Genomic DNA, 25,696 nt, shown 5'->3' on the forward strand with positions numbered 1-25,696 from the left:
TAACAATGACAACTCCTTATGTTGCTTGGGTCGTTGATCAACGACCCATTTTTAGTAGGTTGCCTCAAGCTTATCAAGACAATCCTATAGCTGATTGGTTAACTGCATTCTGGGACCAACTACTAGTAGATGTAAAGGCTAAGTACGATGACTTACCTAGACAACTCAATCCCTTAGCCTGTGACGTAGAGTATCTAGACTTCCTTGCTCCAATACTTGGATGGACAGATGAAGTATGGGATAAGGATTGGCCTGTTGATTCAAAGAGGCAGTTACTAGCTAGTTCATACACCTTGATATGGCCTGATAAAGGATCTGAGAGAGTCCTTGACTTCATACTTACCGCGCTAGAGGTAGAACACCAGATTGAGGTTACTGGCAGCTTTAGGATTGGTATTTCAGAGATAGGAGATGAGATAGGACTTATCCCTTGGGACTACACAATCTATCTTCCTGACTATTACAAGAATCAACCTCAAGAAGTTCTAACTGAGAAAATTAACAGTTTGTTTGGACCTATCTGGTGTGATAGTCGAATCCTATTTGAAGAAGAAAGATTCCTTGTAACCAAGGTGATAGGTACAGAAACAGGTCAGGCCCTAGCTACAGAAGATTTAAAAGCTATTCAATAATTTATAAAATGGACATCGAATTAGTAAAAATATCAGAGCTGGAGCCTCTTATTACTGCTCCAAATGCAGCTGTACTTCCAGCATCAATAGATGATCAATCTAGAAAAATATCAATCGAAACCCTAAGAACTAGCTTTGCAAACAACTCTCAGCTAATAGGAAATACTACAGTTGTTGCTCCTGCTGCTGGAGATGATTCCAATAGAGTTCCTTCTACAGGTTGGGTTCAGGATGAATTAAGCGCATTAGGTCTAAACCCAGCTACTGCTACTGCTACTGGTACAGTAAAAACTAACTCTACTGACGATGATCCAGTAGTTTATCTGAAGAATGAAGTAGACGATCTAATTGATTTAGTCTCTACAGAAATCATTCCAGTAAACAGAGGTGGTACTAATGCTACTACTGCAGCCGCTGCTAGAACAAACTTAGGTGCCGCTGTTAGTGGATCTAATAATGACATTACAGCTCTAACTGCTTTAGCTAGTGTGCCTGGTGTTATCTCTACCTTCGTTAATGCGGTAGTTGATGCTGTGTTCCCTATTGGCTCTATTAGATCCTATGCAGGAGAATTCACCGCTAGTAATTACTTACTCTGCAATGGCTCTGAAGTTAGTCGTACTACTTACTCAGCGCTATTTGCAATTATAGGAACTATCTACGGAGCAGGGGACGGTATCAACACCTTTGGACTACCTAACCTAGTGGGAAGAGTTCCTATTGGTGGTGGTGGATCTTATGGGTTAGGAGCCACTGGTGGTTCTGAGACTCATACTTTGACTACTGCTGAGATGCCTGCTCACAGTCACACAGGATCTACTAACACAGCTGGAGTTCACTCTCACACCTATAACTATAGAACTTCAAACACTTTAGGAACGGGTAGCTCTAGAGGTGACTTCAATAACGGAACCCTTAACGGTAGCAGTACTATTGCAAACGATGAAGCTGGGGCTCATAACCACACCGTTACAACCACTAATACAGGTGGTGGCCAGGCTCATAACAATATGCAACCTTACCTAGCAATCAACTTCTATATAAGAGCTCTTTAATCAACTATGACTAATATTGTTGGAACCCTGAAGGATGCTTCAGGGCTATCTCTTGGTGCTCGAATTTATGTAAAGCTAGCTGAGAGAATGCTAGATGATTCTACTACTCCAGACACTATATTCGCAACTAAAGAATTAACCTTTGAGGCTACAGGTGGGGTAATCAACTTTACTTTACAGGAATCAGAGACTAATGCTGTTACCTATCACTTTAGAGTATTTATATATTCAGCTGCAGCTACTCTAGAGACTGAACCTTTCCTAGAGTTTGATGCTGTAGTACCTAATGTAGGAACAGTACAGTTTAATTCTCTAGTACCTACAGGCATCACCTACGACACTCTAGACACTGGAGCGATCAGAGTAGCTAAAGCCATTACAGATGACCCTGATCTACTGACTAAAGTTAAATCTGATTATCTATTAACACTAGTAGCTAGCGCAGAAACAACTCAGAAGACTGTATACATTCCACTGCACTTCAACAAACAAGTTCAGATTAAGAGCTTGCATATCTTTGGAGTAGCTGGCTATTCAAATTGGACATTCTCAGCAGGCATCACTAACAGCTTAGGTAACGAAGAAGTCTTAACTCCTGCTGGTAGTAGCCAATCAACTGCTGGAGGCAAACTCAAGAGAACCCAGACCTACGACATTGTAAGGTCAGCCTCAACTATGTCCCTGTTTGTAAGGATTACTCCTGGAGTTGGAACTGGTATTTTTACTGGCTCTGTAGCACTCACCTATAAAGACGTTTAATAGAAAAAATATAATAATATGGCACGTCCAACATTAGTAAATGGAAACATCTGGGACCCTAATCTAGCAAACGCTAGTGGAAATCCTATCTTAGATGGATCAGATGAATTTGGTCACGGTGCGAAAGTCATAGATGATTGGCTGGATGATGGGGCTGACCAGATTAAAGCTAACTTCTATGGCTTCTACGATCGCATCCAATTATCTACTGGAACTGGAACTACTCTTAACTACACAGGAGCACCTGTAAGACTAAGGAATGGTAGCGTAGTAGCTCTTAACGCTGGTAGTGTTAATATCCCCGATGGCACTTCTCAGTTTGTTTTTGTAACTCAAGTTGGTAATAATGCTGAAGTTTCAGTCTCAACCGTTCTACCTGCTGAATGCATTCCTTTAGGATTTGCTGCAGCTAGTAGTGGGGTAATCACTCAGTTAGATGACTTGAGACATCAAAGGGTAGAGGAGATTAAGCCTGTTTATCTACCTCCTCAAGCTTCTTCATTCCAGACAGGAGACTTCAAACCTAGTCTTAGAAGTACAACTGAAGCAGGTTGGTTGAGATGTGATGGATCTACAGTAAGTAAAACGACTTACCCAGCTCTATTCAATATCATTGGCTATCAATTTGGTGGAAGTGGAGATAACTTTGTTTTACCCGATCTTAGAGCTAGAACAGTTATTGGTGCAGGACAGGCTCCTGGTGTCATTAATAACTACCCTTTAGGAGCTACAGGAGGAGAGGATGTGGTTACTCTCAACTTGAGTCAGATTCCTTCGCACTCTCACGGTATTAACCAAACATCCCATACCCATAGAGTTAACGATCCTGTTCATAACCATACTGTAAGTGAGACTCCCCATACTCACCCTTTGAATGATCCAGGACATAGACACGCTTATATCGACAGATTCTTAGGGTCTGAAATAGATAACAGCGATGACGTACCTGTATCTAGAGAACCCAATGGTACCCGTCTTACAGATATCTCTAAGACAGGTATTACCCTTGAAGCTGCTACAGCTAATGTAAGGGTAGCTGGTTCTAGATCAGGTGTAACTATAGATTCTGCTAATGCAAACATCAGTGTAATAGCTAATGGGGGTGGAGGAGCACATAACAATATGATGCCCTTCATCGCACTCCATTGGCTAGTTAAAACTTAAAAGGCTCTCTTTTCAGGCTCTCTACACGGGAGCCTTTTCTATTTCCTATGACCCAACCCTCTCCTCAATCAACTCCCCCTCAAAATACCCATCCTGCTGCTGTGCAGAGGTCGCAAGAAGCTCCCATTCCAATACAAAGCATCTCTACCAATGCCCAGAGAGACATCTATGTAGTCGCTCGTGATTCTGTTATTACTTCCCCCCTAGCAGTACTCATTACTCTAATAGTTACAGGAATTGGTCTAGCGTTACTATTCCAAAGATTAACCAGGAACATAACTCCTCTATTGACTAAGTATGTAGAAGCTCAAGTGAACTTCCTAGAAGATGCTGGCGATCAAATCAAATCTACTAATGAAACAGTAGATGAGATGACTGACAAAGCAGACAAGCACTATACAGATACTAGTTTGCACTCAGTTCTAGTTATAGAGAAGCTAAACCGAATCGAAGCTGAAATTAAAGACGTAAAGCAAACAATCGTTAATTGTAATAAGTAGTTATGCGTAAATCTATCTTCCTTAGCTCCACTTTCTGGAGCATTATTCTGCTGCTTATGCAAGCTACTATCCCTTCTATTCAAGAAGCACTAAAAGATGGAGAGGTAGATTTAGTAGAAGGATTAGAGATAGCTCAAGTGCTTGTAGTGGCCACTCTTGGGGTAGTTGGGAGAGTATCTGCTGGTGATGTTTATACACCTAAAGGTATCCCCGGACCTAATAAAAATGATCGTTAATTAACGCCCACTATTACATATATTGCTCCTGCTTTACTACAGGCATAGTTAATTAAAAAGTATTAAAACTATGTCCGTTAAACAAATTGATTCCAACGTAATTCCTTTTATCTTCAGAGCTAAAACCTTTGAGGAACTACTAGAGCATTACTGCCCTGAAAGGGAAAAAGTTAAAGAAGATAAGCCAGCACCTTCTAATGTAATTCACCACTGTGGATTCAAAACAGATAATGAGAACGATAAGCTTATAAAAGACTTAGTAGCCAAAGTAAATCCTAATTGCCAAGTCATCTTTCCTACAGATAAATACAGCCCTTGGGACGCTAAAGTAGTAGATCAAGAAGGTAATGTAAAACTCTATATTGAATCTAAAGTTAGATCTTCATCTAGCAAATTCTTCCACTCAATGTTAATCGATGCCGTTAAAGATAAGTGTAAGAAGTTAGATGCTCCTTTATTCGTTGTTCAGAAGTTTAGTGACGGGGCAATCTACCTCTATAAAATGTTTGAGAATGGGGAACTTAATCCCCTTGCTGAACTAGACAATAGACCTTGTAAGAAAAGTCAATGGGACCAAAGCTATAAGCAGAAGAAAGTCTACCTTCTATTCTTTATGGACTGCTGGAAGTACGAATACAGAGATGGAAAGTTAGTGCTGCTTCAAGTGCCTCACAAAGAAAGAGCAGCAAGGGCTAAAGAACAAGAACAAGCTGCAGCTTAAACAATTATAAGAAGTTCACAGAGGGTTATATCGGCCCTCTTTTTTATCATCTAAATATCTATGAAACCAACAACTTTCTACCTGGCGGGGGACTATCTAGAACATTACCAAGTATCTCCTGGTGTTTGGAAGTCCATTCATTTCTTCCTAAGCGAAGAGAGTGAATATTGTAATGCTTTAGACCTAATGCATCTACTCGATTATAAGGATGTCCATTCTGCGTGGAAGAGAACCTATAACAAGTTGAAAGATGAACTAGGAAAAATAGAATGTCAGTATGTATATACTGACGGCACTACTGAAGACTTTATCAATCTAAATCAGGTTATCGAGGTAATTGCAGACACTAGTAGATGGGGTAAAGGTGAGAAGATGAGGTTTGGTGAGTGGCTCTCTGACGCTGCTCCTTGGACTTTTGAAGATGACGATGAGGATACTTTGATCTGGACTGCTTAAAAACTAAAAGACTCAGCTAATTTTTTAACTAGCTGAGTCTTTTTTATTGATTATGCGATCGCTTATGCAGCTTTCTTTTTAATTGACTTAGTAAGGGGAACCACATTTGAACCTGATAGCATCTTAAAGGTTGGATACTGACCTTCGTACAGAGCTTTAGTATGGCTATCGATTAGGATATCTAACTTAGACAGCACACTGGCTGTAATAAACCAGCGATCGCTAGCTGGTCTAACTAAGTAAGCTTTCTTCAACCATTTCTCTGCTAAGTCTTGGACAGAGATGAATCTTACTTTAGCTCTGTAAGTAATTCCTTCTACTGTGAACTGTTGGTATCTGTCTTGGGCTCCACTTCTCTCTAAACATCTTCTGCCTGAATCATCGAGAGAAGTACCAACGAAGATGATTTCTAATACGCGAGAGGGATAGTGGGTAGCAGCAATCTCAGCGTAAGCCTTTGAGTTAAGAGTGGAGCTGATCTCAGACTCAGTGATGGGGCCTTTCTTTAGTTCGTATATGCGGAAGAGCTTGGGTAGCTTCTCAGTAATATCGTATCTACGGATCTTCGATTGACCATCTTTTCTAGTTCCAGCGAATGGATCAAGCTCAGCACGTTCAAATACTAGTTTGTTCTCAAAGAATCCAGAGAGGAAGTTGAGTTGATTTTGGATGGCTTCTTCGGTTATATAGGTAGGAGCCTGTTCATTCGTCTGCTCGATTTGTTTTGACAGTTCCTTGTGTAGAACATCTATTGCCCAGATCTGAAAAGGAATAGCAGCTGGCTTGTTAGATTTCATTAATACAACTATAAGTTGCTTGCTATCTAAGAAGGCTGCATTTCTCATTTTGTCGTCTTTAGCAAGTACTCGAATAGATCGAATAGTTCCCAGAAGCTTTTCATTGTTCTGTTTAAGTTCAGTCCAAGCTCTACTGAGACTACCTTCGGGATAACCTAAAGCTCTAATAACATCGTTAGCACTCACTAACATCTCACCATCTTGCTCGATGAATCTGATGGTGTGATTTTGGAATAGTTTTTGAATAATAGTCATTGTCTTGTTTATTGTTTTAAATAATAGTTGAAAGGGGCTTTGTTGCCTTCTTAATTATTATTAAAGCAGGAAAGTAATGTGTATAGTGTGCAGCTATTAAGCACTAAAAAGAACCCTTTAACTCAGTAGTAAAGAGTTCTATGATTGAATTTAAGTTAACTGAATCAGTAGATTGAATATTTTAGAAAAGTGTTGCTGTCACTACTTCTAGTGCCCAATCATAGGCTTCCTTAAGCTTCACGAACGCCTCAGCATTACCTGTTGGCATATCAGGATGATGAATCTTGGAGAGCCTCTTGTAAGCCTTCTTAATATCATCTACAGATGCGCCTAGTTCTAGTTCTAATACTGCTAGATGATCAGGTAGTAACTTGGTAGGGGCGAAAAAGTTAAAGAATGAGTTATAGGTTCTCTGGCTATATTCCTGTTGCTGCTGCTCTTCTCTCTTTCTCTTTTCTACTAACTCTTCTTCAATCTCAAGACGTTCACGAATGAGCTCATCTAGATATTTTCTAAGGATGGGGTGATAGTCGCACTTGAAGATCTCTCTATAGTCCTTAGCTAAGTAGATAGAGTGTGAATCGTAATAGAGAATGTTTGAATAAGCAGAGATGTAGCGAACGTTTCTAGGGTTACTATCGTAGTCCAGTAGGGTACTAACTAAGATATCTAGTAGATCCTGACGGGTGTGGTCAAATACGTCTACCTTGCTGAGCCATTCTATGGATTCTTCTGGTAGCTCAGGCGATCCATAGCAGCGTTCTAGATGTTCACGTTCTTCTGCGACAGTAGGAGTATAAGGTTCAGCTTCAGCACTGTCATACGCGAACAAAGCTAGAAGCCAAGTATCCTTCTTTCTACGATCGCCAGTAGGCTGGACTCCTTTCTCAGCAGCAAGAACTTTCAAGTCACGTAGCTTGAGCTGGGCGTATTCAGTTTTGTTTTTCATTATCTATATAGGTAAAAATATGGGTTAGTTGTCTGAGGACTAGTGCCTCATTGATTCAATTGAATCAAACTAGACGGGGCAATAAGTGAACAGTTAGATATAAAGTCAAGCATAAGCTTCTAAGTGAAGCTTTACTATATTAAGGCATAGTTCAATAAATAGCAAGCTATATTAGGTAGCTCCGTAAGTGGGCTGATTAAGTAGACTGATGAGCAACTGTACTAAATTAGTTGATTTAGCCTTCTGAAGGGCTCTGATGTCATAGCTGGTGTCAAGATGGTTTCAGAAGGAAATGGTCTATGACATCAGAGTAAATCAGCCTGAAATGATCTAATCAAACAGCGTAAATGGTTGACCTATAAGGGTAAGCGACTCTGAAATGGCTTGGTAAAGGTGCCTGAAATGCTTCCTTTGACATCATTTTGTCATTACATTTGAAGTCAAAGGAAATTGTAGGTAAATCCTGACATTAGCTAGTTGTAGTGCGATCGCATAAAGAATTGATAAGGTAATCTAATCTATTCAACCAACAAAAAAGAGCCCCTTCATTCAGGAGCCCTTTGAGTAATCTTACTTATAGTTTTATTTGTAGATGTCTGAGTAGATGTCTAGTACTTGGTATTTAATAACTTCAGCTTGTTGTTGATTAATATAAGTCGCGCCTTCTGCCACTTCTCTTTGTGCGATCGCTTGCTCTAGTAGGCTTACTATCTTGCTGGCTTGTCTAGGTGTGATGGTTTTCATCGTTAGTTATTCTCCTGCTTGGATTTGTTTGGGTTGAACGGTGGTTGCTTGTACATCGACTACTGTATCAATGCTCTGCTCGTATTCTCTTTGAGAGATGGACTGCTCTAGTTCTTTAAATAGTTGGTTGATGCTGCGATCGCTTTCTCTGTCTTCCTCGGTCTCTGCAAATGGATTGAAGAAGCTGTTTAGGGTATCGATAAACTTCATTTTTATTCCTTTGTTTTGTTTGTGGAAGGCTTATCTCTCACCTTCTATGATCATTAGATCATATTTTTCAAGGGAAAGGTGGGCAGCTATTTAAGCCATCTTATTAAGTGAAGTGGGACTAGACGTGTGATTTATAGGCACTGAAAGTATTGATTCCTCGTTATGACTTTGATAACGATTCTCATTAATACAGTAATTCAAACTACTTGATGCGCTGGATAAAAAGATTGGAGGAGGGGGTAGGGGGGGGGAGTACCTACCTTCTTTCCTTAGTAAAAATATGGATAGCAATTTTCAGCAAATCAGATGCGACTGCTGCTTCACTATTTGAAGAGTCACTTACTAGTCACTTACTAGTCACTTACTAGTCACTTACTAGTCAAAAATAGAAATTTGGATGGTTAGAAGGATAATTTGTGAACTAACCTGGGTGGGGAGGAAAACGTGAAAATCCTTGAAACCCATTCCCTGCAAAGGTTAGAGAGATTATTGATGTACTAGAATAAATTGAATATTTTGGGAAAGACTCTTTATGCCATTGCAGTGCTCTACCAGCTGAGCTATAGCCCCATACTGCGCTTTTTGCACAGGCTTTTGATTATACTACCTGAATTTGCACTTTGCCAAGAAGAGGCAGCTAGTTTTACGGTTGAGCAAATAGCGCCAAGTTGACAAGCGTTTTTGCTTATAACGGTTTAAGCGAGTTTTGTATTCTCTTGCCACACTTCCTTCAGCACGTCGAGAAACGCGAATACTGTGCGGGGTAGCAGGATATCGGATGAAATGATCACGCCAATCGTGCGCTTCAATGGGGCGGGCAGGCTTTTGATTTGTACTCCTTCGGGAATTGGCTCTGCGACCAGTCGAGCCATGACTGTTGCGCCTAATCCCTGTTGCACCATGCCAAGAATGGTTGAGTCTTCTCGCACTTCGTAATCAATCTTGAGCGTTTGACCAAACTGCGAGAAGTGGTCATGCACGGACTGATTATGTCGAGGGCTACGCAGGTTGAGAATCATCGGATAGCTGGCTAACTGTTCCCAAGTGAGGGTTGTTTCGGGTTGGATTGTTCCAGGTGGTAGCAAGGCGACAAATTCATCCTGAAACAGCTCCCAAACTTCAAAGCCAGGAGTGACGGGTAGAGACGTGAAGCCTACATCCACTTGCCCTTCGCGGACTGCTTGCTCCACTTCAATGTAAATGTCGAATTCGGAGATGACCACGTTGATGGTCGGAAATTTGTTGCGAAACTGGCGAATAATTTTGGGTAAAACATGAGTTGTGATGCTGCGGACTGAGGCAACTCGCACTTGTCCAGACTGTAATCCTCTAGCCGAACTTGCTTTTTTGTGAATTGACTCAATCAACTGGAGGATGTGGCGTGCTTCCTGGATCATTTGCTCACCTTCAGGAGTCAGGGTTGCGCCGTGCCGTCCTCTCAGGAACAGGATGATGCCCAAGTCAGTTTCCATGGTGGCGATCGCATGGCTCACAGTAGACTGCGACAGATTCAACTCCAAGGCAGCCGAGCTAAAGTTTCCCTGGTCGGCAACTGCAACAAAAGCCTGTAGCTGAGAAATTTTCAACTTAGAGTCACCCGCAACGAAGGGAGAGAATCCTATTATTTGAAGGATTCCAGTAAAATTCTATCGAAGCCATCGATAGAACCCATCTATACTCTACTTTGATTTTTGTATTAGCAAATCTTATGGTCAAATTGTGGGACGAAACAATTTTTGTGAAATGGATTTACTGTTTGCGTTAGCACTGTCATTTGGGTTTCTGCTTTTTAGTGCTGTAAAGGGCTATTTTGTTGCCTATCCGCTATTATCGTCCCTGGCAATATTTACGCTTGCGCTGTTGCGTCGAGGTTTTACGTTTGATACTTTGCTGAAAATGGGTTTTGCAGGCAGTAAAAAATCGTTTTCAGTAATTAGTATTCTGCTGTTGATTGGTGCCGTAACAGCCGTTTGGATGGCAGCGGGAACGGTTCCAGCGATTGTTTACTATGGGATTCAGTTAATTAGCCCCCAGTATTTTATTCTGGTTAGTTTTATTCTCAGCAGTATTGTTTCTTTGCTGCTAGGCACGTCATTTGGCACAGTCAGCACGATCGGAATTGCGCTGATGATCATGGCGAACAGCAGTGGGGTCAATCCTCACATGATTGCTGGGTCGATTATTGCTGGAGCCTACTTTGGAGATAGATGTTCTCCGATGTCCTCCAGTGCAAATCTCATCGCAGTGATTACCAAAACTCGGCTTTATACCAATATTCAAAGTATGTGGAAAACAGCGATGCTGCCGCTGGTTATTTCTGCGGGCTTATATGGAGTTTTATCGTTATTTAATCCAGTTCAGCTAGCAGACCAAACTTTTACAGCAGAAATCAGCCGATTATTTAATGTTGATTTAATCACGCTGCTTCCTGCCGCGGTGATTTTAATTTTCTCGATTTTACAAATTGAGGTGAGGCTGTCGATGCTGATGAGCATTTTGGTGGCGATCGCCCTTTCCTTCTTCTGGCAACACTATTCCTTTTTACAAATTCTAAAATTTACGGTTTTAGGATTTCATCTCACAGAAGACACGCCGCTAAACTCTATTTTGCTAGGTGGTGGCGTGATTTCAATGGTCAAAGTTTCTATTGTCGTGATTATTTCTACTGCTTTTGTTGGCATTTTTGCCGGAACTCGGACCTTAGACGCAATCCAAGTGTTTCTAGAACGGTTCAAATCCCGCAGTAATTGCTTCTTGAGTACGCTTTTGGTGGGGGTGGGTTCAGCGGCCTTTGGCTGCACTCAAACGATCGCCATTTTACTGACTCAAGAGCTTGTCGAGCAAAAGTATAAAGAAACTACAAAAGGCAACTATAAATTGGCGTTAGACCTGGAAAACACGGTGGTCGTAATTTCGCCTCTGATTCCCTGGAACATTGCTGGGCTGGTTCCTGCGACAATTCTGATGACTGATCTGGGGTTTATCCCGTATGCTTTTTATCTGTACCTGATTCCGCTGTTAAATCTGATTCAAATCAGGCTGAGCCAACCCCCTAAGCTAAAACTATGCAACTGACTCCCCAGGAAAAGGATAAATTGTTGATTTTTACAGCCTCTCTTTTAGCAGAACGGCGCAAGGAAAAAGGACTCAAGCTAAATTATCCCGAAGCGATCGCCTACATTTCAGCCGCAATTTTGGAGGGAGCCAGAGAGGGGCGCACTGTTGCAGAACTGATGACCTATGGCACGACGCTGTTAACCCGTGAAGACGTAATGGACGGCATCGCTGAGATGGTTCATGAGGTGCAGGTGGAAGCAACTTTCCCAGATGGCACCAAGCTCGTCACCGTGCATGACCCAATTCGATAGCAAAAGTGAGCTAAATCGATAGACAGAAGACGAGCGATCGCCGAAGATTAGCAGCAATCAACAATCTTAGTGGGGTGGGAGGAGTATGACTCCGGGAGAGTTATTGGTAGAGCCGGGTGAAATTGAACTCAATGCAGGTCGTGAAACGGTAACGCTGCAAGTGGCAAGTACGGGCGATCGCCCGATTCAAGTAGGTTCTCACTATCACTTTTTTGAAGTCAACGAGGCGTTGAGCTTTGAGCGAGAGCAGGCACGAGGAATGCGGCTGAATATCCCGGCGGGCACTGCTGTTCGCTTTGAGCCGGGGGATGAGCGAGAAGTGACGCTGGTTGCGCTAGCCGGTAGCCGTCAAGTGTATGGACTCAATGCCAAAATTAATGGCGCTTTGGATACAGAGACTGCCGAGCCAAAAGAGAGCAAAGGCAAGAAAAAAGGCGACGGCAAAAAGAAGAAAAAGTGAGCGTAGCCATGTACCGACTTTACGATTATTTGTTTTCGGGCAATGGTTACAAGGTGCGTTTGCTTTTAACTCAGTTGGGAATTTCCTTTGAATACATCGAGTTAGACATTCTCAAAGGAGAAACCCGAACGCCGGAGTTTTTGCAGAAAAACCCGAACGGACGCATCCCCGTTCTAGAACTTGAACCAGGCGTGTTTCTCTCAGAATCGAATGCAATCTTGCTTTACCTCAGCGAAGGCACCCCTTTTTTGCCAGCAGATCGGCTGGAACGGGCACGAGTCACAGAATGGCTATTTTTTGAGCAATACAGCCACGAACCCTACATTGCCACTTCGCGCTTTTGGCTGCATAGCGGCAAAGCTGAGGAATATCGGGAAGCTCTGGCTCAAAAGCAGGCACCAGGTTACGCAGCTCTGGGTGTGATGGAAAAACGGTTGAAAGACCATCCTTTTTTGGTGGGCGATCGCTACACCATTGCAGATATTGCTCTGTTTGCCTACACCCACGTTGCAGAAGAAGGCGGCTTTAGCTTAGAAAAATTTCCAGGCATCCAGTCCTGGATTGAGCGAGTTCAAGCTCAACCTCAGCACATCCCAATTACAAGTTCTGGCAAGCATTAATTCTATGGATACTATTTAGCCCTGCTGTCCTGCTAGATCATCAAATCTTCCGTAAAGACTAATACCTGTGACCGTCTGGCTGTAAACTTTTTTTACGACTGCGAGTTTGGGTAGCTGTCTTTTCGTTTGATATCTATGAAATTGCATTTTACATTTAGGGGCTGGGCAAAGCGGAGACTTGGACAAAGGCAAATTACTACGACGGTGAGGCGATCGCTCAAATACGTGGCTCTTGCTGCTTTAGGGGCGATCGCCACCGTACTCTTCTCTGGCGCACTGTTTGCGAACGTGCTGTCTTCCGAAGTGTCCTCTACTAGAGTCCTGCCCCCTGCGATCGCTCCGCAAACTTTTCAAGAAATTCGCGGCGTGTGGATCACCAGCAACGACAACGATGTCATGATCGACAGCGCCAAGCTAGAAGATGCAGTAACCCAACTGGCGCGGCTCAACTTCAACACGGTCTACCCCGTCGTGTGGAACTCTGGCTATGTGCTGTACCCCAGCGCAGTCGCACAGCGCCATGAAATTCAACCCTTTGTGCGTAGAGGATTAGAAGGTCAAGACCCACTCGCCGACTTGATTACCAAAGCCCATCAGCGAGATTTGCTGGTGATTCCCTGGTTTGAGTTTGGGTTTATGACTCCGCTTTACTCAGAATTAGCAACCAACCATCCGGCTTGGCTGACGCAAAAGCGAGATGGGAGCCAAACTTCTATCAGCGCAGCGGGTGAGGTGATGTGGCTGAATCCCTTTCATCCTCAAGTGCAGCAGTTTATTACTGAGTTGGTCCTGGAAACGGTCACACAATATGACGTAGAGGGCATTCAGTTTGACGATCACACCAGTCTGCCCGTGGAGTTCGGCTACGATCGCTACACAATGAACTTGTACCGGCAGGAGACTAACCGGGATGTCCCTGCTAATCCTCGTGATCCAGAATGGGTACGCTGGCGGGCTGACAAAATCACCGCATTCATGACACGACTCAATCAGGCAGTAAAGCAGCGCAAACCCAATGCAATTTTTTCAGTTTCGCCAAACCCCTACGATGTTGCTTACGGTAGCTATCTGCAAGATTGGTTAACCTGGGTGCGACAAGACATTGTAGATGAACTGATTGTGCAGATTTATCGCCCTGACCTGCAAAGTTTTACCCAACAGATTTCTCGCCCCGAAATCCGTGAAGCTCAGCAAAGAATTCCAACTGCCGCAGGCGTTTTAACGGGTTTGAGAAATGCGCCAGTCCCCATGCAACTGATTCAGTCTAAGGTGAGGGCTGCTCGAAGTCGCGGACTGGGGGTTGCTTTCTTCTTCTATGAAAGCCTTTGGGATTCTGCCGCAGAGCCACCCGCAGAGCGACAGTCTGCATTTCAAGCGCTATTTTATAATCCAGCCGAGCGTGCAGCGGCTCGGTAGGAAATTGGCGACTCTCAAACATAAAAAGGCACCCCGCTAAGCGGGGTGCCTTTTTATATCTAGAATTCTTGGAATTGCTACAGCACTAGCGCGATCGCACATTCTGAACAATGCCACGAGCGATCGCCCCTGCCATTGTGGTGCGGAAGCCTGCATTGTTTAATTTAGCTGCATCCTCTCGCCCAGTGACAAATCCAACTTCAACCAGGGCGGCTGGCATAGACGTGTTTCGCAGCACATAGAAATTTGCTTGCTTAACTCCACGATTATTCATATCCACATTTTGCATAATGCTGTTTTGAATTGACTGAGCCAATTCCCGACCGCTGTTGTAATAGAACGTTTCTACCCCGTTTACATCAGGGCGGCTCATATTTAGCGAATTGGCATGAATACTCACAAAATAGTTTGCATTAGCTCTTTGCGCGAGTTGCACGCGTGTCGAAAGTTCCAAACCTCGGTCATCGGAGCGAGTCAAAATCGCTTGAATGCCTTCTTGCTCCAGCAGACTTGCCACCTGTTGGGAAATTGAGAGGACAATATCTTCTTCTCTAAGCCCACCAATACCAATCGCGCCTGGATCTGCCCCACCGTGACCGGGATCGATCATCACGACAATCCGGTCTTTGGGCACCTCAGCGGATGGGTTGCTGGGAGATGGAACCTGTGATGGACGCACACTCGTTTCTGCAATCGGGACAATCGAAGCCTGGAGGTTCTGGCGGTTAAAAGACTGCTGTAAGGTTGCAGCGGTAGCTTGATCTCGAAATAGCCCAGCCTGCATTACCGTTTGTCCATTCAATGTGGTGCGGAAGGCATCGGGGGCAATCGCCCTCACTCGTTGCTGCACTACAGTTGTGCTCGCAGGCACAATGACTCGATACACCATTGCCCTGGGTGGAGAGGGTTGTGAAGGGGGCACAGCTGTTCCAGGCGTAACGATTATAGAAGCTCGTAAGTTCTGCTGATCAAAGGAACGCTTTAAAGCTTCTGCGGTGCCTTGATCTTGAAATAGCCCAGCCTGCATTACCGTTTGACCATTAAATGTGGTACGGAAGGCATCGGGGGCGATCGCTCTCACTCGTTGCTGCATCGCAGCTGTGCTGGCAGGCACAATTACCCGATACAGTGATCCAGCAGCAGATTGAGAAGGTTGGGGCTGAGATGGGAAAACAGGTTGAGCGGGCTGGGAGGGTTGGGAAGGAGCAACTGTTCCCCCAACTGAAACAATAGAAGCCTGCAAATTTTGCCGTTCAAGTGAGCGCTTCAGTTCCTCAGCCGGACTTTGATCTTGAAATAGCCCGACCTGCATCACCATTTGTCCATTCACCGTTGTACGAAATGAGTCAGGTATAGCCGTTCTTACCCGTTGCTGCACTTCAGCCGTACTTGCAGGCACAATCACCCGATACTGTCCCATTTGAGCCGCCGTTTGAGTCGGGGCAGGGGAGGAAACGGGTGATGCAGGGGAAGGCACACGCGGCAAGGACTGTGACGCAGGTGATACGCCAACGGTGGGTAGCTGAACTGCTGGTGCTTGGGTTGATGGAGGCGAGATAACTGGAGCCGACGGAACGGTAGGTAAGGGCGGCAGTTGAGCTTGAGGCGTTGCTACATTTGAGGTTGGGGACGCAGTTACAGCAGACGCAGTTACAACAGATTTACTGTTGCTAAAGTCAACCGTTGGACTATCAGGGGCGATCGCCATAGGAATAGGGGCGATCGCCGCATTCGTCTGCTGAGGAGCAATTGCGTTAGCCCGAGGAGATGATGTTTCGGGTTGACTTGAGCTTGCTGAAGCAGGCTCATGAGCAGCCAAAGATCCTACAGCAGCCGTAGCCGCCATCACACGATAGAGAGCAGAATTCATATCGAGCTTCCCGTTCTGAAGCGAGGTTGGGCAAGGAATCGAGGAAGTGATGTGCGTCAATCCTCCAGTTCCGCTTCTATCGTCGTGCAGAAAACTACGCTAGTGGGAAGTAAAAGTTATAGATGATCAAGTGAACTACGCTTTCAGTTTTATCCGGAGGAATAAAATTGCAGTCAGCGGCTAACTTGTAGCCTTATCTGAGTTATCTTGTGCGCGTCCTTTCTTCTCACTCAACGCCAGCACAGTAGTACAGTTAGAAACCTGACACGTAGAGCGGCACTTAGCAACCGCGATTTCGTCTTACTCGGATAAAATTTTTAGGAGTCAGCCATCGCCAACATCTATCCTAATTAATCCAATCCCAATTCCTAATTTCCATTACTACACCTCCTTCTCATGAGTCTCCGCATTTACGGCAACCGACCGCTCAAAACTTTGCCCGGACTAGCAACGCGACCCACACCAGCACGAGTGCGAGAAGCTTTGTTTAACATTTGGCAGGGTAAGATTGAGGGTTGCCGTTGGCTGGATCTATGTGCCGGAAGTGGCGCAATGGGAGCCGAAGCTTTGAGCCGAGGGGCAAGTGCGATCGTTGGCATTGAGCAGTCGGGAGCAGCCTGTACGGTGATTCAGCAAAACTGGCAGCGAGTTGCCCACGGCAACCAGACATTTCAGGTGATTCGGGCAGATGTAGTGAAGCGATTGCCTGCCCTAGCAGGACAACAGTTCGACCGAATTTATTTTGACCCACCCTATGCTGGTCAGCTTTATCAGCCTGTGTTAGAGGCGATCGCCCACCACCACCTCTTGGCAACTAACGGCGAACTTGCTGCGGAACATAGCCCTGATTATGCTTTGCCAGAGGCGATCGCCTCCCTTCAGATTTGTCGCCAAAAAACTTATGGCAATACAGCCCTGACGTTTTATCGGAATGTAGGATGATTGCCCAACAAAGTCCTTAAGACCCTAGCAAACACAGAAAGGGCGCAATATTCGGTAGATACTCGAAACGAACCGAGAACTATTGCCCGAATGCTACGCCTTTCCAAGAGACATAAACCTTCTGCATAAACCAGTTTGAAACGTGAATGGTAGCGAGGCTTAGCCTCGCTACCATTCACGCAGAAGGTCTATTTGTGACTTCTCAAACATCTTCTCAAGGATGTCAGCCAGTCTGATTATCACCCAGGAATAACTAAAACCAGATGTTTTCAGCCGTCAATGCTATAGGTTGAGCTGGTTTCCCCGCTTGTATTGCAGGTAAGCAGCAACTAACAGCCCAGCCAAAGTCACTGGGATTAGACCCAAGACAATGCCTGAAAGCAACGGTTCTACCATGACAAATCTCCCTCTAATGAATGCAAAGTTAGGTCAATTAATCTTTTTTACCTGACTCTCATAATACCGCTTGTCGCCATTTGCCGTTAGTAGCCCGAGAGAATTTGGCTAAAGCAGACTAGTTCACTTGCACAAGCTACGAAAAAAAAATTAAGCTGTGTAAGGAGATGAGAAATTCCTTGTACATTTGTCTCTAGTATTTTCGGTCAGAATTCTCTTGAGTCTTTGGTGAATAATCAGCTAGCTAACACAAACAATTTGATTCAGGGGATTGCTCTGGCAATTCTGGGGATTTTACTGGCAGTTCTGGTTGTGCTTTTAGGCATCTCCCAGTTCAGCTATTCTGACCCTTACGTACGTGATGTATTGGAGTTGACAGGTGATACTGGGCAAGGGCAAGCCATCTTTCAAATGAATTGCGCTAGCTGTCATGGCGCGGGTGGTGATGGACGGGTTGGGCCCAGCTTGCACCGCATCTCAGACCGAAAATCTCGCGTTGGCTTAATCCATCAAGTCACCAGCGGGCAAACTCCGCCGATGCCCCAGTTTCAACCCAGTCCTCAAGAAATGGCAGACCTGTTGCAGTATTTGGAGGGCCTTTGATAAAGCAAGCGTTGGTCACGGGCAATTCTTCGGCACGAGCTAATAAAGATTTAGTTAACCAGGTTGAAATTTAACTTAGGTTCGATTCTGGCAGGTTACGCTAACGCTAACTCAGACTACGAAATCAGACTACGAAAGCATCCTTCTGCGTGGGCTGGTCGGGCAATACATTGGCACATCCGTTTACAAGTAAGGGCGTAATTTGCAGAGAGTTTGAGCAAACTCTCTGTTGGCATAATTGAGGTGAAATTTAGATGAGACTGCTGTTACTCTCAACCCCAGTTGGGCCGTTGGGCTCAGGTTTGGGGGGCGGAGTGGAATTGACACTACACAACATTGCTCAGGAGTTGCATCAACGGGGACATAGCTTGCAGATAGTAGCGCCCCAGGGTTCTCAAGAAACTTTGCCACTGGTCGGGATTTCTGGAAATCTACAAGTCACGGCTCAAACTCTAGAACGCGATGCTCACATTAGCCTGCCTACCAATTCAGTGTTGGCAAACATTTGGGAATATGCCCGTCAGGTAGAAGCTGACTATGATTTGCTGGTCAACTTTGCCTACGACTGGTTGCCCTTCTACCTCACACCCTTCTTGCACCGCCCGATCGCTCACTTAGTTAGCATGGGTTCCCTTTCCCTGGCGATGGATCAGGTAATTGAACACGTTGCCATTCAGTTTCCTGGCACCATCGGTGTTCACAGTCAGGCACAGGCTGACACATTTGCCTTTGCCAAGCAGTGTCGCTGTTTAGGAAACGGCTTGGATTTATCTCGCTACCAGTTTCAAACTGTTCCCAATGATTTTTTGGCATGGGTCGGGCGAATTGCCCCAGAAAAAGGTATTGAAGATGCGATCGCCGCCTCCCAGCAAACAGGAATTCCTCTTAAAGTACTAGGCGCAATGCCCGATCCTGCTTATTGGCAACAAGTTTGTCAAGCTTACCCAAACGCTCCAGTCAGCTACGAAGGTTTTTTGTCAACTCAACGGCTTCAGCAAATATTAGGACAATGTCGCGGATTACTAATGACCCCCCGCTGGGTTGAGGCGTTTGGCAACGTGGCAATTGAAGCATTAGCCTGTGGTGTTCCGGTAATTGCCTACCGTCGTGGTGGCCCAGCCGAAATTGTTCAACATGGTAAAACGGGTTGGTTGGTAGAACCCGACTCAGTTGAAGGGTTGGTACAGGCGATCGCCCGCCTCGACCAGATTGATCGCCACACCTGCCGCCAACAAGCTGAAGCGCAATACTCAATGTCTGCGATGGGCAATCGCGTTGAAGCCTGGTTTAACGATATTCTAAGAAGCGCAAATTAGTCATTGGTCACTGGTCATTGGCTGCAAGTCAACGATCAGCGACCAATAACAAATGATTCCCCTCTCCCATGCATCTCTGTAAACCTCCCGCTCCCCTCCAATCCGGCGATTGCCTCCGTGTCATTGCGCCTAGCGGCACACTGCGAGAGAGAGAGGCGTTTCAGCAGGGAGTGGAATTATGGCGATCGCAAGGCTATCGGGTTGAACTCACTTCAGGTTATGACGGTCGCTGGGGCTATTTAGCAGGAACCGATTCGGAGCGGCGATCGCAGCTAGAGACGGCTCTCAAAGATCCTGACTGTCGGGGAATTCTCTGTGCCAGAGGGGGGTATGGTGGAGCAAGGCTATTAGAAAACTGGGTCTGGACAGAGATCGAACCCAAGTGGCTAGTTGGCTTCTCGGATATCACCAGCCTACTCTGGAGCCTGAGCTTACGTGGCATTTCAGGCGTACATGGGCCACTCTTGACTACGCTAGCAGCAGAACCTAACTGGTCAGCCCAACGTTTGTTTGATTGGGTTACAGGCAAAGCTTTAGACCCCCTCCAAGGTAATGGGTGGGGCGGTGGACAAGCGATCGCTCCCCTCCTACCTGCAAACCTCACTGTCGCCACTCATCTTCTCAACACTCCCGCTCAGCCTGACCTGAAGGACATCATTCTGGCATTAGAAGACGTATCCGAAGCACCCTACCGGATCGATCGAATGCTTACCCAGTGGCGCATGAGTGGCGCACTCTCCCAAATTCGAGGAATTGCTCTGGGACGATTTAGCCAGTGTCACCCTCCTGCCCAAGTACCCAGCTTTACAGTTGAGGAGGTACTGCGCGATCGCCTCTCTGATCTCAACATCCCCATCGTCTCAGATTTACCCTTCGGGCACGACGGCGTGAATGCGGCCCTTCCAGTCGGTCTTCCAGTTCAGCTAGATGGCGATCGCGGCACCCTGAGCTTTGTTTAAAGGAGGGGATTAGGGGCTAGGGGCTAGGGTTAGAGCTTCAGGTTCATTCCTCATCCTTCACCCCTAATACCAATTTCAAAAATTAGGGCTACAGATGAAAGGGCACCCCGCTCCGTGGGGTGCCCTTTCATCTGTAGCCTCTTTTTGGAGAAGCGTTATAACCTCTAATCTTCCTTTCCTTCTGCAATGCGCTTGAGTGAAATTGTTGCCGAAGCGGAAACATTCGGATGGGGGTCTTTTTCCAGGTAGTGCAGTGCAGAAATGCTCTTGGGAGTAGGCATATTTCCTAACGCTTCAGCAAGACGCTGGCGTACCAACCAGTCCTCAGACTGGGCAAAGCGCAGAATTTGATCAACAGAGCTAACGTCTTTGATTTCGCCCAAGGCAGCGATCGCCGCTTGATGCAACACGACCTCATCACTGTCGAGTGCCTCAACTAAGACATCGTGTGCCCGCTGGTCTTTCAGGTTGCCCAGCGAAACGGCTGCACTAAAACGCACTAGCCAGTCGGTATCCTCATAAAATGCTCGTACCAACGGCTCGAAGGCTCTGGGATCTTCTAAATAGCCTAGTGCACCTGCGGCATCTGCTCGAATGCCATAGTCGGGATCGGCTTCTAATAGCTTGATCAGAATGGGATAGCAGTCTTCAGTTGGCTTTAGACCCAAAGCAAATACCGCCATTGAGCGAATTTGCAGATTTTCGTCATTTAGCACTTTTTTAATCAGCGGTACGGCATCTGTCGCTGGAATATCTCGCAAAGAAGCCAGCGCCAACATACGATCGCGCGAACTTTGGCTATCTAGCTGATTCGCAATCTGCTCCAAACTCAACTGACTCATAACTGCCCCAGATTTACATAAATTTACATTTGATTTCATCCATTATAAACATTTGTTCCATATACGGGAGCCTTTCAAAAATTTCGCGCTGTAGACGAACAGTTCTTTTGAGTTTGGCAATCTCAGCAGTTTTGTCAATTTCTCAAAACTTTGGTGAGGCAATCAGTTCAAAAAGAGTAGAGTTTACACTAATCTTAGGAATACCTAATTTGAGAATTTCAGCAGTGTAAGCCGATGAAGATCCTTCACGGAACCTGGATTCCTCAGACAGAAAATGGATTCATTCAAACAGGTGCATTCTATCTTTGGGTAGAGACAACTGAGGGCAAAAAACAACGCTCAAAAAGTAAATCCATCCATCCACGCCAGCTTCCTAAGCCAGGGCTAGAGACGTTTCTAATGGATGAGTTGGGCATCAAAATTGCGCTTCAAAAGTCAGAAGAAGCCATCTCACCAAAATATTTTCTCCTACCTAGCGCGGCCGACCAACCTTTACCCTCTCTGGAACTTTCGCGCTATTTAGAAACAGAAACGCCAGAAAAATTTGACTTTCAGTATTGGCAAATTGACTGCTATAGGGCGATCGCTTCCGTCAAAGCCGATGTTCATCGCTACTCACTGGTTAGCAATGTCATCAACCTGCTCAACAATCTGCACTTCATCGCGCTGCACAACCTAGCAGAAGTTCAACTAGGAGCAGACTTGCTGTTCTGGTATCACTACACCCAATTTCTCAAACAAATTATTCTCACCGATCAGTACATTCCTGCACTCAAATACCGCTCTTCGCCTGCAGCTGAGGCAAAGCCCAGTTCAACCAAACGATCTACGAGAACCAAACAGGCTGCTCAAACCAAACAGACTGGGGCAACGAAATCTGTCAAAGCCACTCGATCTGCCAAATCCAAGCAAACTTCTGGTTCAAATGGCGCTAAACAATCTACTGAATCAGAATCTGCCTCAGAATCTTTTGAAATTTATCCAGCTTGGGAAATTGTTTCTGAACAGTACGAGACGGAGATTCAGCAATACGTTGAATATATGCCCTTAGTCTGTGTTGCAGGCTTTGAGGCAGTTCCTGATCAGCCCGGTTTTTACGCCAAAGAAATGCTGTTGCGGCACTTCTCCGAGTGCTTACTCACAGACATTGTCACGCATACCCCTTCAACCAGCGCCTTTGACCAGAAGATCTTTGACTCCTTAATATATAGCTGCCTGTATCTGCATAAAAGCGGAATGCCCTGGACTTCAACCGTCGCTCTAGAGCAATATCAGCAGTGGCAGGTGTGGAGCGATCGCCTCCGCCGCACTCAGACAGAAACGCCCTTTCACCTTTATTTCCAGCTGCATTCACCCGCAAAGCCCGAAGATAAATGGCAGCTTCAGTTTCAGGTTGCACCAAAACAAGATCCTTCCCTGAAAATTCCTCTGCTGGACTATTGGCGGTTGCGCTCAAGCCAGCAAAAAGAACTGCAAAAGCAGTTTGGCAAAGACTTTGAGCAAAACCTGCTGCTCAACCTGGGCTATGCGGCACGAGTTTATCCGAAACTATGGCAGGGATTGGAAACCAACGAACCCGATAGTGCATTTTTGTCACTAGATGAAGTAGTTGATTTTTTGCGCGAATCCGCCTGGGTGCTGGAAGCGGCAGGTTATAAAGTAATCGTCCCAGCATGGTGGACTTCTAAAGGACAGCAGCGGGCAAAGGTGCGGCTAAGAGCAGCGGGTAAAAAGCCTGCGGGTGATAAAAAATCTCAGAGTTACTTTTCATTTGAAACGCTGGTGGACTACGAATATGAACTGGCAATCGGCGACCAACCCATTAGCGAAGAAGAATGGCAACAGCTCGTTGAGGCAAAATCTCCACTCGTACAGTTTCGGGGACAGTGGGTAGAGCTAAACCAGCAAAAAATGCAGCAAATGCTGGAGTTTTGGAAAACTCAACAGCAGCAAAACCCGGAAATGAGTTTGCTCGACTTAATGAAACTGACGGCTGACTCGGAGGATGACGTAGAGCTTGACCTGGATCGAGATCAGCTTTTGTCAGAAATGTTAGAAAAGCTGAATGATAAGAGCCGCCTGGAAGCAATGCCCGATCCGGCAGGTCTAAGAGGCAGTTTGCGGGAATACCAAAAACGTGGGGTTTCCTGGCTATATTATCTGGAAAATTTGGGGCTAAATGGCTGCCTAGCAGATGATATGGGTCTGGGCAAAACGGTGCAGGTCATTGCTCGATTAGTTCAGGAACGTGAGTTTGCTGAGCAGGAAGGTGTCGCAGTTCCCCCAACGCTGCTGGTTGCGCCCACTTCAGTTCTGGGCAATTGGCACAAGGAAATTGAAAAGTTTGCGCCTCGCCTGCGGGCAATGGTGCACCACGGCAACCAGCGACTCCAGGCAGAAGATGAGTTTAAAGCAATTTGTCTAGAACATGATGTGGTTATTACCTCCTTTACCCTGGTGCGGAAAGATGCCAAATTGTTGAACGGTGTAGACTGGCACCGACTGGTGTTGGACGAAGCGCAAAATATTAAAAATCCTCAGGCTGCACAGACCAAAGCAATCCTAAAACTCTCAGCTCATCACCGTCTAGCACTAACAGGAACACCTGTTGAAAACCGTTTGCTCGATCTTTGGTCAATCTTTAACTTCTTGAATCCGGGCTATCTGGGTAAAGAAGCTCAGTTCCGCAAAGGGTTTGAAATTCCAATTCAAAAGAACAATGACGTGACTCGATCTTCTACCCTAAAGAAATTGGTGGAACCGTTCATCTTGCGGCGTGTGAAGACGGATCAGTCGATCATCAAAGACTTGCCCGACAAGGTAGAGCAAAAGCTGTTTTGTAACCTGACTAAAGAACAAGCTTCTCTCTATGAGGCAACGGTCAAAGATGTGGAGAAACAGCTTCAGGAGTCCGAAGGAATTCAGCGAAAGGGGCTAATTCTTTCAACTTTGATGAAACTAAAGCAGATTTGTAATCATCCCATGCAGTTTCTTCAGGATGGCAGTGAGTTTACGCCAGAGCGATCGCACAAACTCACTCGCTTGAGCGAAATGATAACCGAAGTCATGGAGGAAGGAGAGAGCCTACTGGTATTTACCCAATTCACCGAAATCGGCGAATCTCTAGAAAAATACTTGAAACAAACACTGCACTACAACACCTATTACATTCACGGTGGCACCAGTCGCAATAAGCGAGAAAAAATGATCGCTGAATTCCAAGATCCTGAAACAGAGCCGTCTGTGTTTATCCTTTCCCTCAAAGCGGGAGGAGTTGGCATCACACTCACCAAAGCCAATCATGTCTTCCACTTTGATCGCTGGTGGAATCCGGCAGTCGAAGACCAGGCAACCGATCGCGCCTTTCGAATCGGGCAAAAAAAGAATGTATTTGTTCACAAGTTTGTGGCGATCGGTACCCTAGAAGAGCGCATTGACCAGATGATTGAAGACAAGAAGAAACTGGCAGGGGCGATCGTCGGTGCTGATGAATCGTGGCTGACGGAGCTAGACAATGATGCGTTTAGAGATCTGATTTCACTCAATCAAAGTGCCATTTTGGAATAGCCATTCAGGAGAAAAATTATGGCTCAATTTAGTCGTACCTGGTGGGGGAAAAAGTTTATCGAGGCATTGGAAGCATTCACCGATTCGGGTCGGCTGAGTCGCGGACGTTCCTATGCTAGTGGCGGCAAGGTAAAAAGCTTTGAGATTAAAGATGGAGTGGTGACGGCGAAAGTGAAAGGCTCGGTAAATCCTTACTTTGGTGTTTATGAGGAACCGCTCTACACCACAGAGATTAGAATTACACCGATCGCCCAAGCAAAGTGGGGAAAGGCAATCGCCCACATTGCCTCCAAAGCCAGCTTTGTCTCTAAGCTGCTGCTCAATGAGATGCCGGACAATATTGAAGAGGCTTTTGCCACACCGGGGTTACACCTTTTGCCGCACAGCAAGTCAGACTTTAAGACAAGCTGTTCCTGTCCAGATTACAGTAACCCCTGTAAACACATTGCCGGAGTCTACTACCTGGTTGCCGCAGAACTCGATCGTGATCCGTTTTTGCTGTTTGAATTACGCGGTCTGAATCGAGAAACTCTCAAAACAGAATTAGCGAAGTCTCCGCTGGGTATAGCTCTGTCTGCGGAATTGACTGCTGAAAAAGCTGCACCGCGTCCCTCTTCCAGCTATTACACCCAGCCAGAAACAGTAGCGTTAGAAGGTGAGATCGATCTGAGAGAGTTTTGGATGGGCGAAAAGCGATTACCGCAAAACTTTGAAGCAACCCCTCAAACCAGCGTTCCGGCTGTATTGATCAAAAAACAGGGAGATTTTCCTCCGTTTTGGCAGAAAGATAGTTCTTTCATTGACCTGATGGAAGAGTTTTATCAGCGCGTTAAGACTAAAAATAAAGATGTGTTGTGAA

Annotated in this window: 27 protein-coding genes; 19 read left to right on the forward strand and 8 right to left on the reverse strand. The window is 45.5% G+C overall.

Annotated elements, in window-relative coordinates; all coding sequences use genetic code 11:
• The first annotated feature begins 5 nt into the window (after positions 1-5).
• The 8 genes from H6F88_RS31760 (at position 6) to H6F88_RS31795 (ending at position 5,523) form a co-directional block, all read left to right on the forward strand.
• Positions 6-632, forward strand: coding sequence for a phage tail protein (locus tag H6F88_RS31760; protein WP_190646825.1), 627 nt, complete (start codon positions 6-8; stop codon positions 630-632).
• 8 nt (positions 633-640) lie between these two features.
• Positions 641-1,687, forward strand: coding sequence for a tail fiber protein (locus H6F88_RS31765; protein WP_190646826.1), 1,047 nt, complete (start codon positions 641-643; stop codon positions 1,685-1,687).
• 6 nt (positions 1,688-1,693) lie between these two features.
• Positions 1,694-2,446, forward strand: a complete 753-nt coding sequence (locus H6F88_RS31770) for a hypothetical protein (protein ID WP_190646827.1) — start codon at positions 1,694-1,696, stop codon at positions 2,444-2,446.
• An 18-nt stretch (positions 2,447-2,464) separates the two neighbouring features.
• Positions 2,465-3,610 carry a tail fiber protein gene (locus H6F88_RS31775; protein WP_190646828.1) on the forward strand — a complete coding sequence of 382 codons (1,146 nt, stop codon included), beginning with the start codon at positions 2,465-2,467 and terminating at the stop codon, positions 3,608-3,610.
• A gap of 47 nt (positions 3,611-3,657) precedes the next feature.
• Complete coding sequence (locus H6F88_RS31780) at positions 3,658-4,110, forward strand: hypothetical protein (RefSeq protein ID WP_190646829.1); 453 nt, start codon at positions 3,658-3,660, stop codon at positions 4,108-4,110.
• A 2-nt stretch (positions 4,111-4,112) separates the two neighbouring features.
• Complete coding sequence (locus tag H6F88_RS31785) at positions 4,113-4,346, forward strand: hypothetical protein (RefSeq protein WP_190646830.1); 234 nt, start codon at positions 4,113-4,115, stop codon at positions 4,344-4,346.
• A gap of 70 nt (positions 4,347-4,416) precedes the next feature.
• Entirely contained in the window at positions 4,417-5,067 is a 651-nt protein-coding gene (locus H6F88_RS31790) for a hypothetical protein (RefSeq protein ID WP_190646831.1), read from the forward strand.
• Between the two features lie 60 nt (positions 5,068-5,127).
• Positions 5,128-5,523 (forward strand): hypothetical protein, encoded by a 396-nt coding sequence (locus tag H6F88_RS31795; RefSeq protein WP_190646832.1) that lies wholly within the window; start codon positions 5,128-5,130, stop codon positions 5,521-5,523.
• 62 nt (positions 5,524-5,585) lie between these two features.
• On the opposite strand, the gene H6F88_RS31800 is transcribed toward H6F88_RS31795, so the two are convergent.
• The 5 genes from H6F88_RS31800 to H6F88_RS31820 all read right to left on the reverse strand — a co-directional run bounded on the left by H6F88_RS31800 (position 5,586) and on the right by H6F88_RS31820 (position 10,064).
• Complete coding sequence (locus H6F88_RS31800) at positions 5,586-6,575, reverse strand: BRO family protein (RefSeq protein WP_190646833.1); 990 nt, start codon at positions 6,573-6,575, stop codon at positions 5,586-5,588.
• A 181-nt stretch (positions 6,576-6,756) separates the two neighbouring features.
• A complete protein-coding gene (locus H6F88_RS31805; protein ID WP_190646834.1) occupies positions 6,757-7,524 on the reverse strand; it encodes a DnaJ domain-containing protein in 768 nt (255 codons plus the stop codon).
• 582 nt (positions 7,525-8,106) lie between these two features.
• Positions 8,107-8,268 carry a hypothetical protein gene (locus H6F88_RS31810; protein WP_190646835.1) on the reverse strand — a complete coding sequence of 54 codons (162 nt, stop codon included), beginning with the start codon at positions 8,266-8,268 and terminating at the stop codon, positions 8,107-8,109.
• A gap of 6 nt (positions 8,269-8,274) precedes the next feature.
• Positions 8,275-8,478 carry a hypothetical protein gene (locus H6F88_RS31815; RefSeq protein ID WP_190646836.1) on the reverse strand — a complete coding sequence of 68 codons (204 nt, stop codon included), beginning with the start codon at positions 8,476-8,478 and terminating at the stop codon, positions 8,275-8,277.
• 695 nt (positions 8,479-9,173) lie between these two features.
• Complete coding sequence (locus H6F88_RS31820; RefSeq protein ID WP_190646837.1) at positions 9,174-10,064, reverse strand: LysR family transcriptional regulator; 891 nt, start codon at positions 10,062-10,064, stop codon at positions 9,174-9,176.
• Between the two features lie 157 nt (positions 10,065-10,221).
• On the opposite strand from H6F88_RS31820, the gene H6F88_RS31825 reads away from it, so the two are divergent.
• From H6F88_RS31825 to H6F88_RS31845, 5 genes are all read left to right on the forward strand, one after another.
• The gene (locus tag H6F88_RS31825) at positions 10,222-11,553 is read left to right on the forward strand and encodes a Na+/H+ antiporter NhaC family protein (protein WP_190646838.1); all 1,332 of its coding nucleotides are present in this window, start codon (positions 10,222-10,224) and stop codon (positions 11,551-11,553) included.
• On the forward strand, positions 11,544-11,846 hold the full coding sequence (ureA, locus tag H6F88_RS31830) for an urease subunit gamma (RefSeq protein ID WP_190646839.1): 303 nt from the start codon (positions 11,544-11,546) through the stop codon (positions 11,844-11,846). Before H6F88_RS31825 ends, ureA begins: the two co-directional genes overlap by 10 nt.
• An 85-nt stretch (positions 11,847-11,931) precedes the next feature.
• Positions 11,932-12,306 carry an urease subunit beta gene (locus H6F88_RS31835; RefSeq protein WP_190646840.1) on the forward strand — a complete coding sequence of 125 codons (375 nt, stop codon included), beginning with the start codon at positions 11,932-11,934 and terminating at the stop codon, positions 12,304-12,306.
• Between the two features lie 8 nt (positions 12,307-12,314).
• Positions 12,315-12,926, forward strand: a complete 612-nt coding sequence (locus H6F88_RS31840) for a glutathione S-transferase family protein (protein ID WP_190646841.1) — start codon at positions 12,315-12,317, stop codon at positions 12,924-12,926.
• A gap of 135 nt (positions 12,927-13,061) precedes the next feature.
• Positions 13,062-14,342, forward strand: a complete 1,281-nt coding sequence (locus H6F88_RS31845) for a glycoside hydrolase family 10 protein (protein ID WP_190646842.1) — start codon at positions 13,062-13,064, stop codon at positions 14,340-14,342.
• A gap of 85 nt (positions 14,343-14,427) precedes the next feature.
• On the opposite strand, the gene H6F88_RS33735 is transcribed toward H6F88_RS31845, so the two are convergent.
• Entirely contained in the window at positions 14,428-16,212 is a 1,785-nt protein-coding gene (locus H6F88_RS33735) for an N-acetylmuramoyl-L-alanine amidase (RefSeq protein WP_190646843.1), read from the reverse strand.
• Positions 16,213-16,608: 396 nt separating this feature from the next.
• On the opposite strand from H6F88_RS33735, the gene rsmD reads away from it, so the two are divergent.
• Positions 16,609-17,154, forward strand: a complete 546-nt coding sequence (gene rsmD / locus H6F88_RS31855; protein WP_190646844.1) for a 16S rRNA (guanine(966)-N(2))-methyltransferase RsmD — start codon at positions 16,609-16,611, stop codon at positions 17,152-17,154.
• 282 nt (positions 17,155-17,436) lie between these two features.
• Here the strand turns inward: rsmD and petG are convergent, their stop codons facing one another.
• Positions 17,437-17,550: a cytochrome b6-f complex subunit V gene (gene petG, locus H6F88_RS31860; protein WP_190646845.1), complete on the reverse strand. Its 114-nt coding sequence runs from the start codon at positions 17,548-17,550 to the stop codon at positions 17,437-17,439.
• Between the two features lie 228 nt (positions 17,551-17,778).
• Between petG and H6F88_RS31865 the strand changes: the two genes are divergently transcribed.
• The 3 genes from H6F88_RS31865 to H6F88_RS31875 all read left to right on the forward strand — a co-directional run bounded on the left by H6F88_RS31865 (position 17,779) and on the right by H6F88_RS31875 (position 20,428).
• Positions 17,779-18,153 carry a c-type cytochrome gene (locus H6F88_RS31865; protein ID WP_190646846.1) on the forward strand — a complete coding sequence of 125 codons (375 nt, stop codon included), beginning with the start codon at positions 17,779-17,781 and terminating at the stop codon, positions 18,151-18,153.
• Positions 18,154-18,407: 254 nt separating this feature from the next.
• Complete coding sequence (locus tag H6F88_RS31870) at positions 18,408-19,469, forward strand: glycosyltransferase family 4 protein (RefSeq protein ID WP_190646847.1); 1,062 nt, start codon at positions 18,408-18,410, stop codon at positions 19,467-19,469.
• 68 nt (positions 19,470-19,537) lie between these two features.
• Positions 19,538-20,428, forward strand: coding sequence for an LD-carboxypeptidase (locus H6F88_RS31875; protein ID WP_190646848.1), 891 nt, complete (start codon positions 19,538-19,540; stop codon positions 20,426-20,428).
• Positions 20,429-20,592: 164 nt separating this feature from the next.
• Here the strand turns inward: H6F88_RS31875 and H6F88_RS31880 are convergent, their stop codons facing one another.
• Positions 20,593-21,270: a HEAT repeat domain-containing protein gene (locus H6F88_RS31880; RefSeq protein ID WP_190646849.1), complete on the reverse strand. Its 678-nt coding sequence runs from the start codon at positions 21,268-21,270 to the stop codon at positions 20,593-20,595.
• 234 nt (positions 21,271-21,504) lie between these two features.
• On the opposite strand from H6F88_RS31880, the gene H6F88_RS31885 reads away from it, so the two are divergent.
• Together H6F88_RS31885 and H6F88_RS31890 are read left to right on the forward strand one after the other, a co-directional pair.
• Positions 21,505-24,837 carry a DEAD/DEAH box helicase gene (locus H6F88_RS31885; protein ID WP_190646850.1) on the forward strand — a complete coding sequence of 1,111 codons (3,333 nt, stop codon included), beginning with the start codon at positions 21,505-21,507 and terminating at the stop codon, positions 24,835-24,837.
• An 18-nt stretch (positions 24,838-24,855) separates the two neighbouring features.
• Positions 24,856-25,695, forward strand: coding sequence for an SWIM zinc finger family protein (locus H6F88_RS31890; RefSeq protein ID WP_190646851.1), 840 nt, complete (start codon positions 24,856-24,858; stop codon positions 25,693-25,695).
• Position 25,696 lies beyond the last annotated feature (1 nt).

Source organism: Oculatella sp. FACHB-28, from assembly GCF_014696015.1.
GTDB lineage: Bacteria > Cyanobacteriota > Cyanobacteriia > Elainellales > Elainellaceae > JAAUTN01.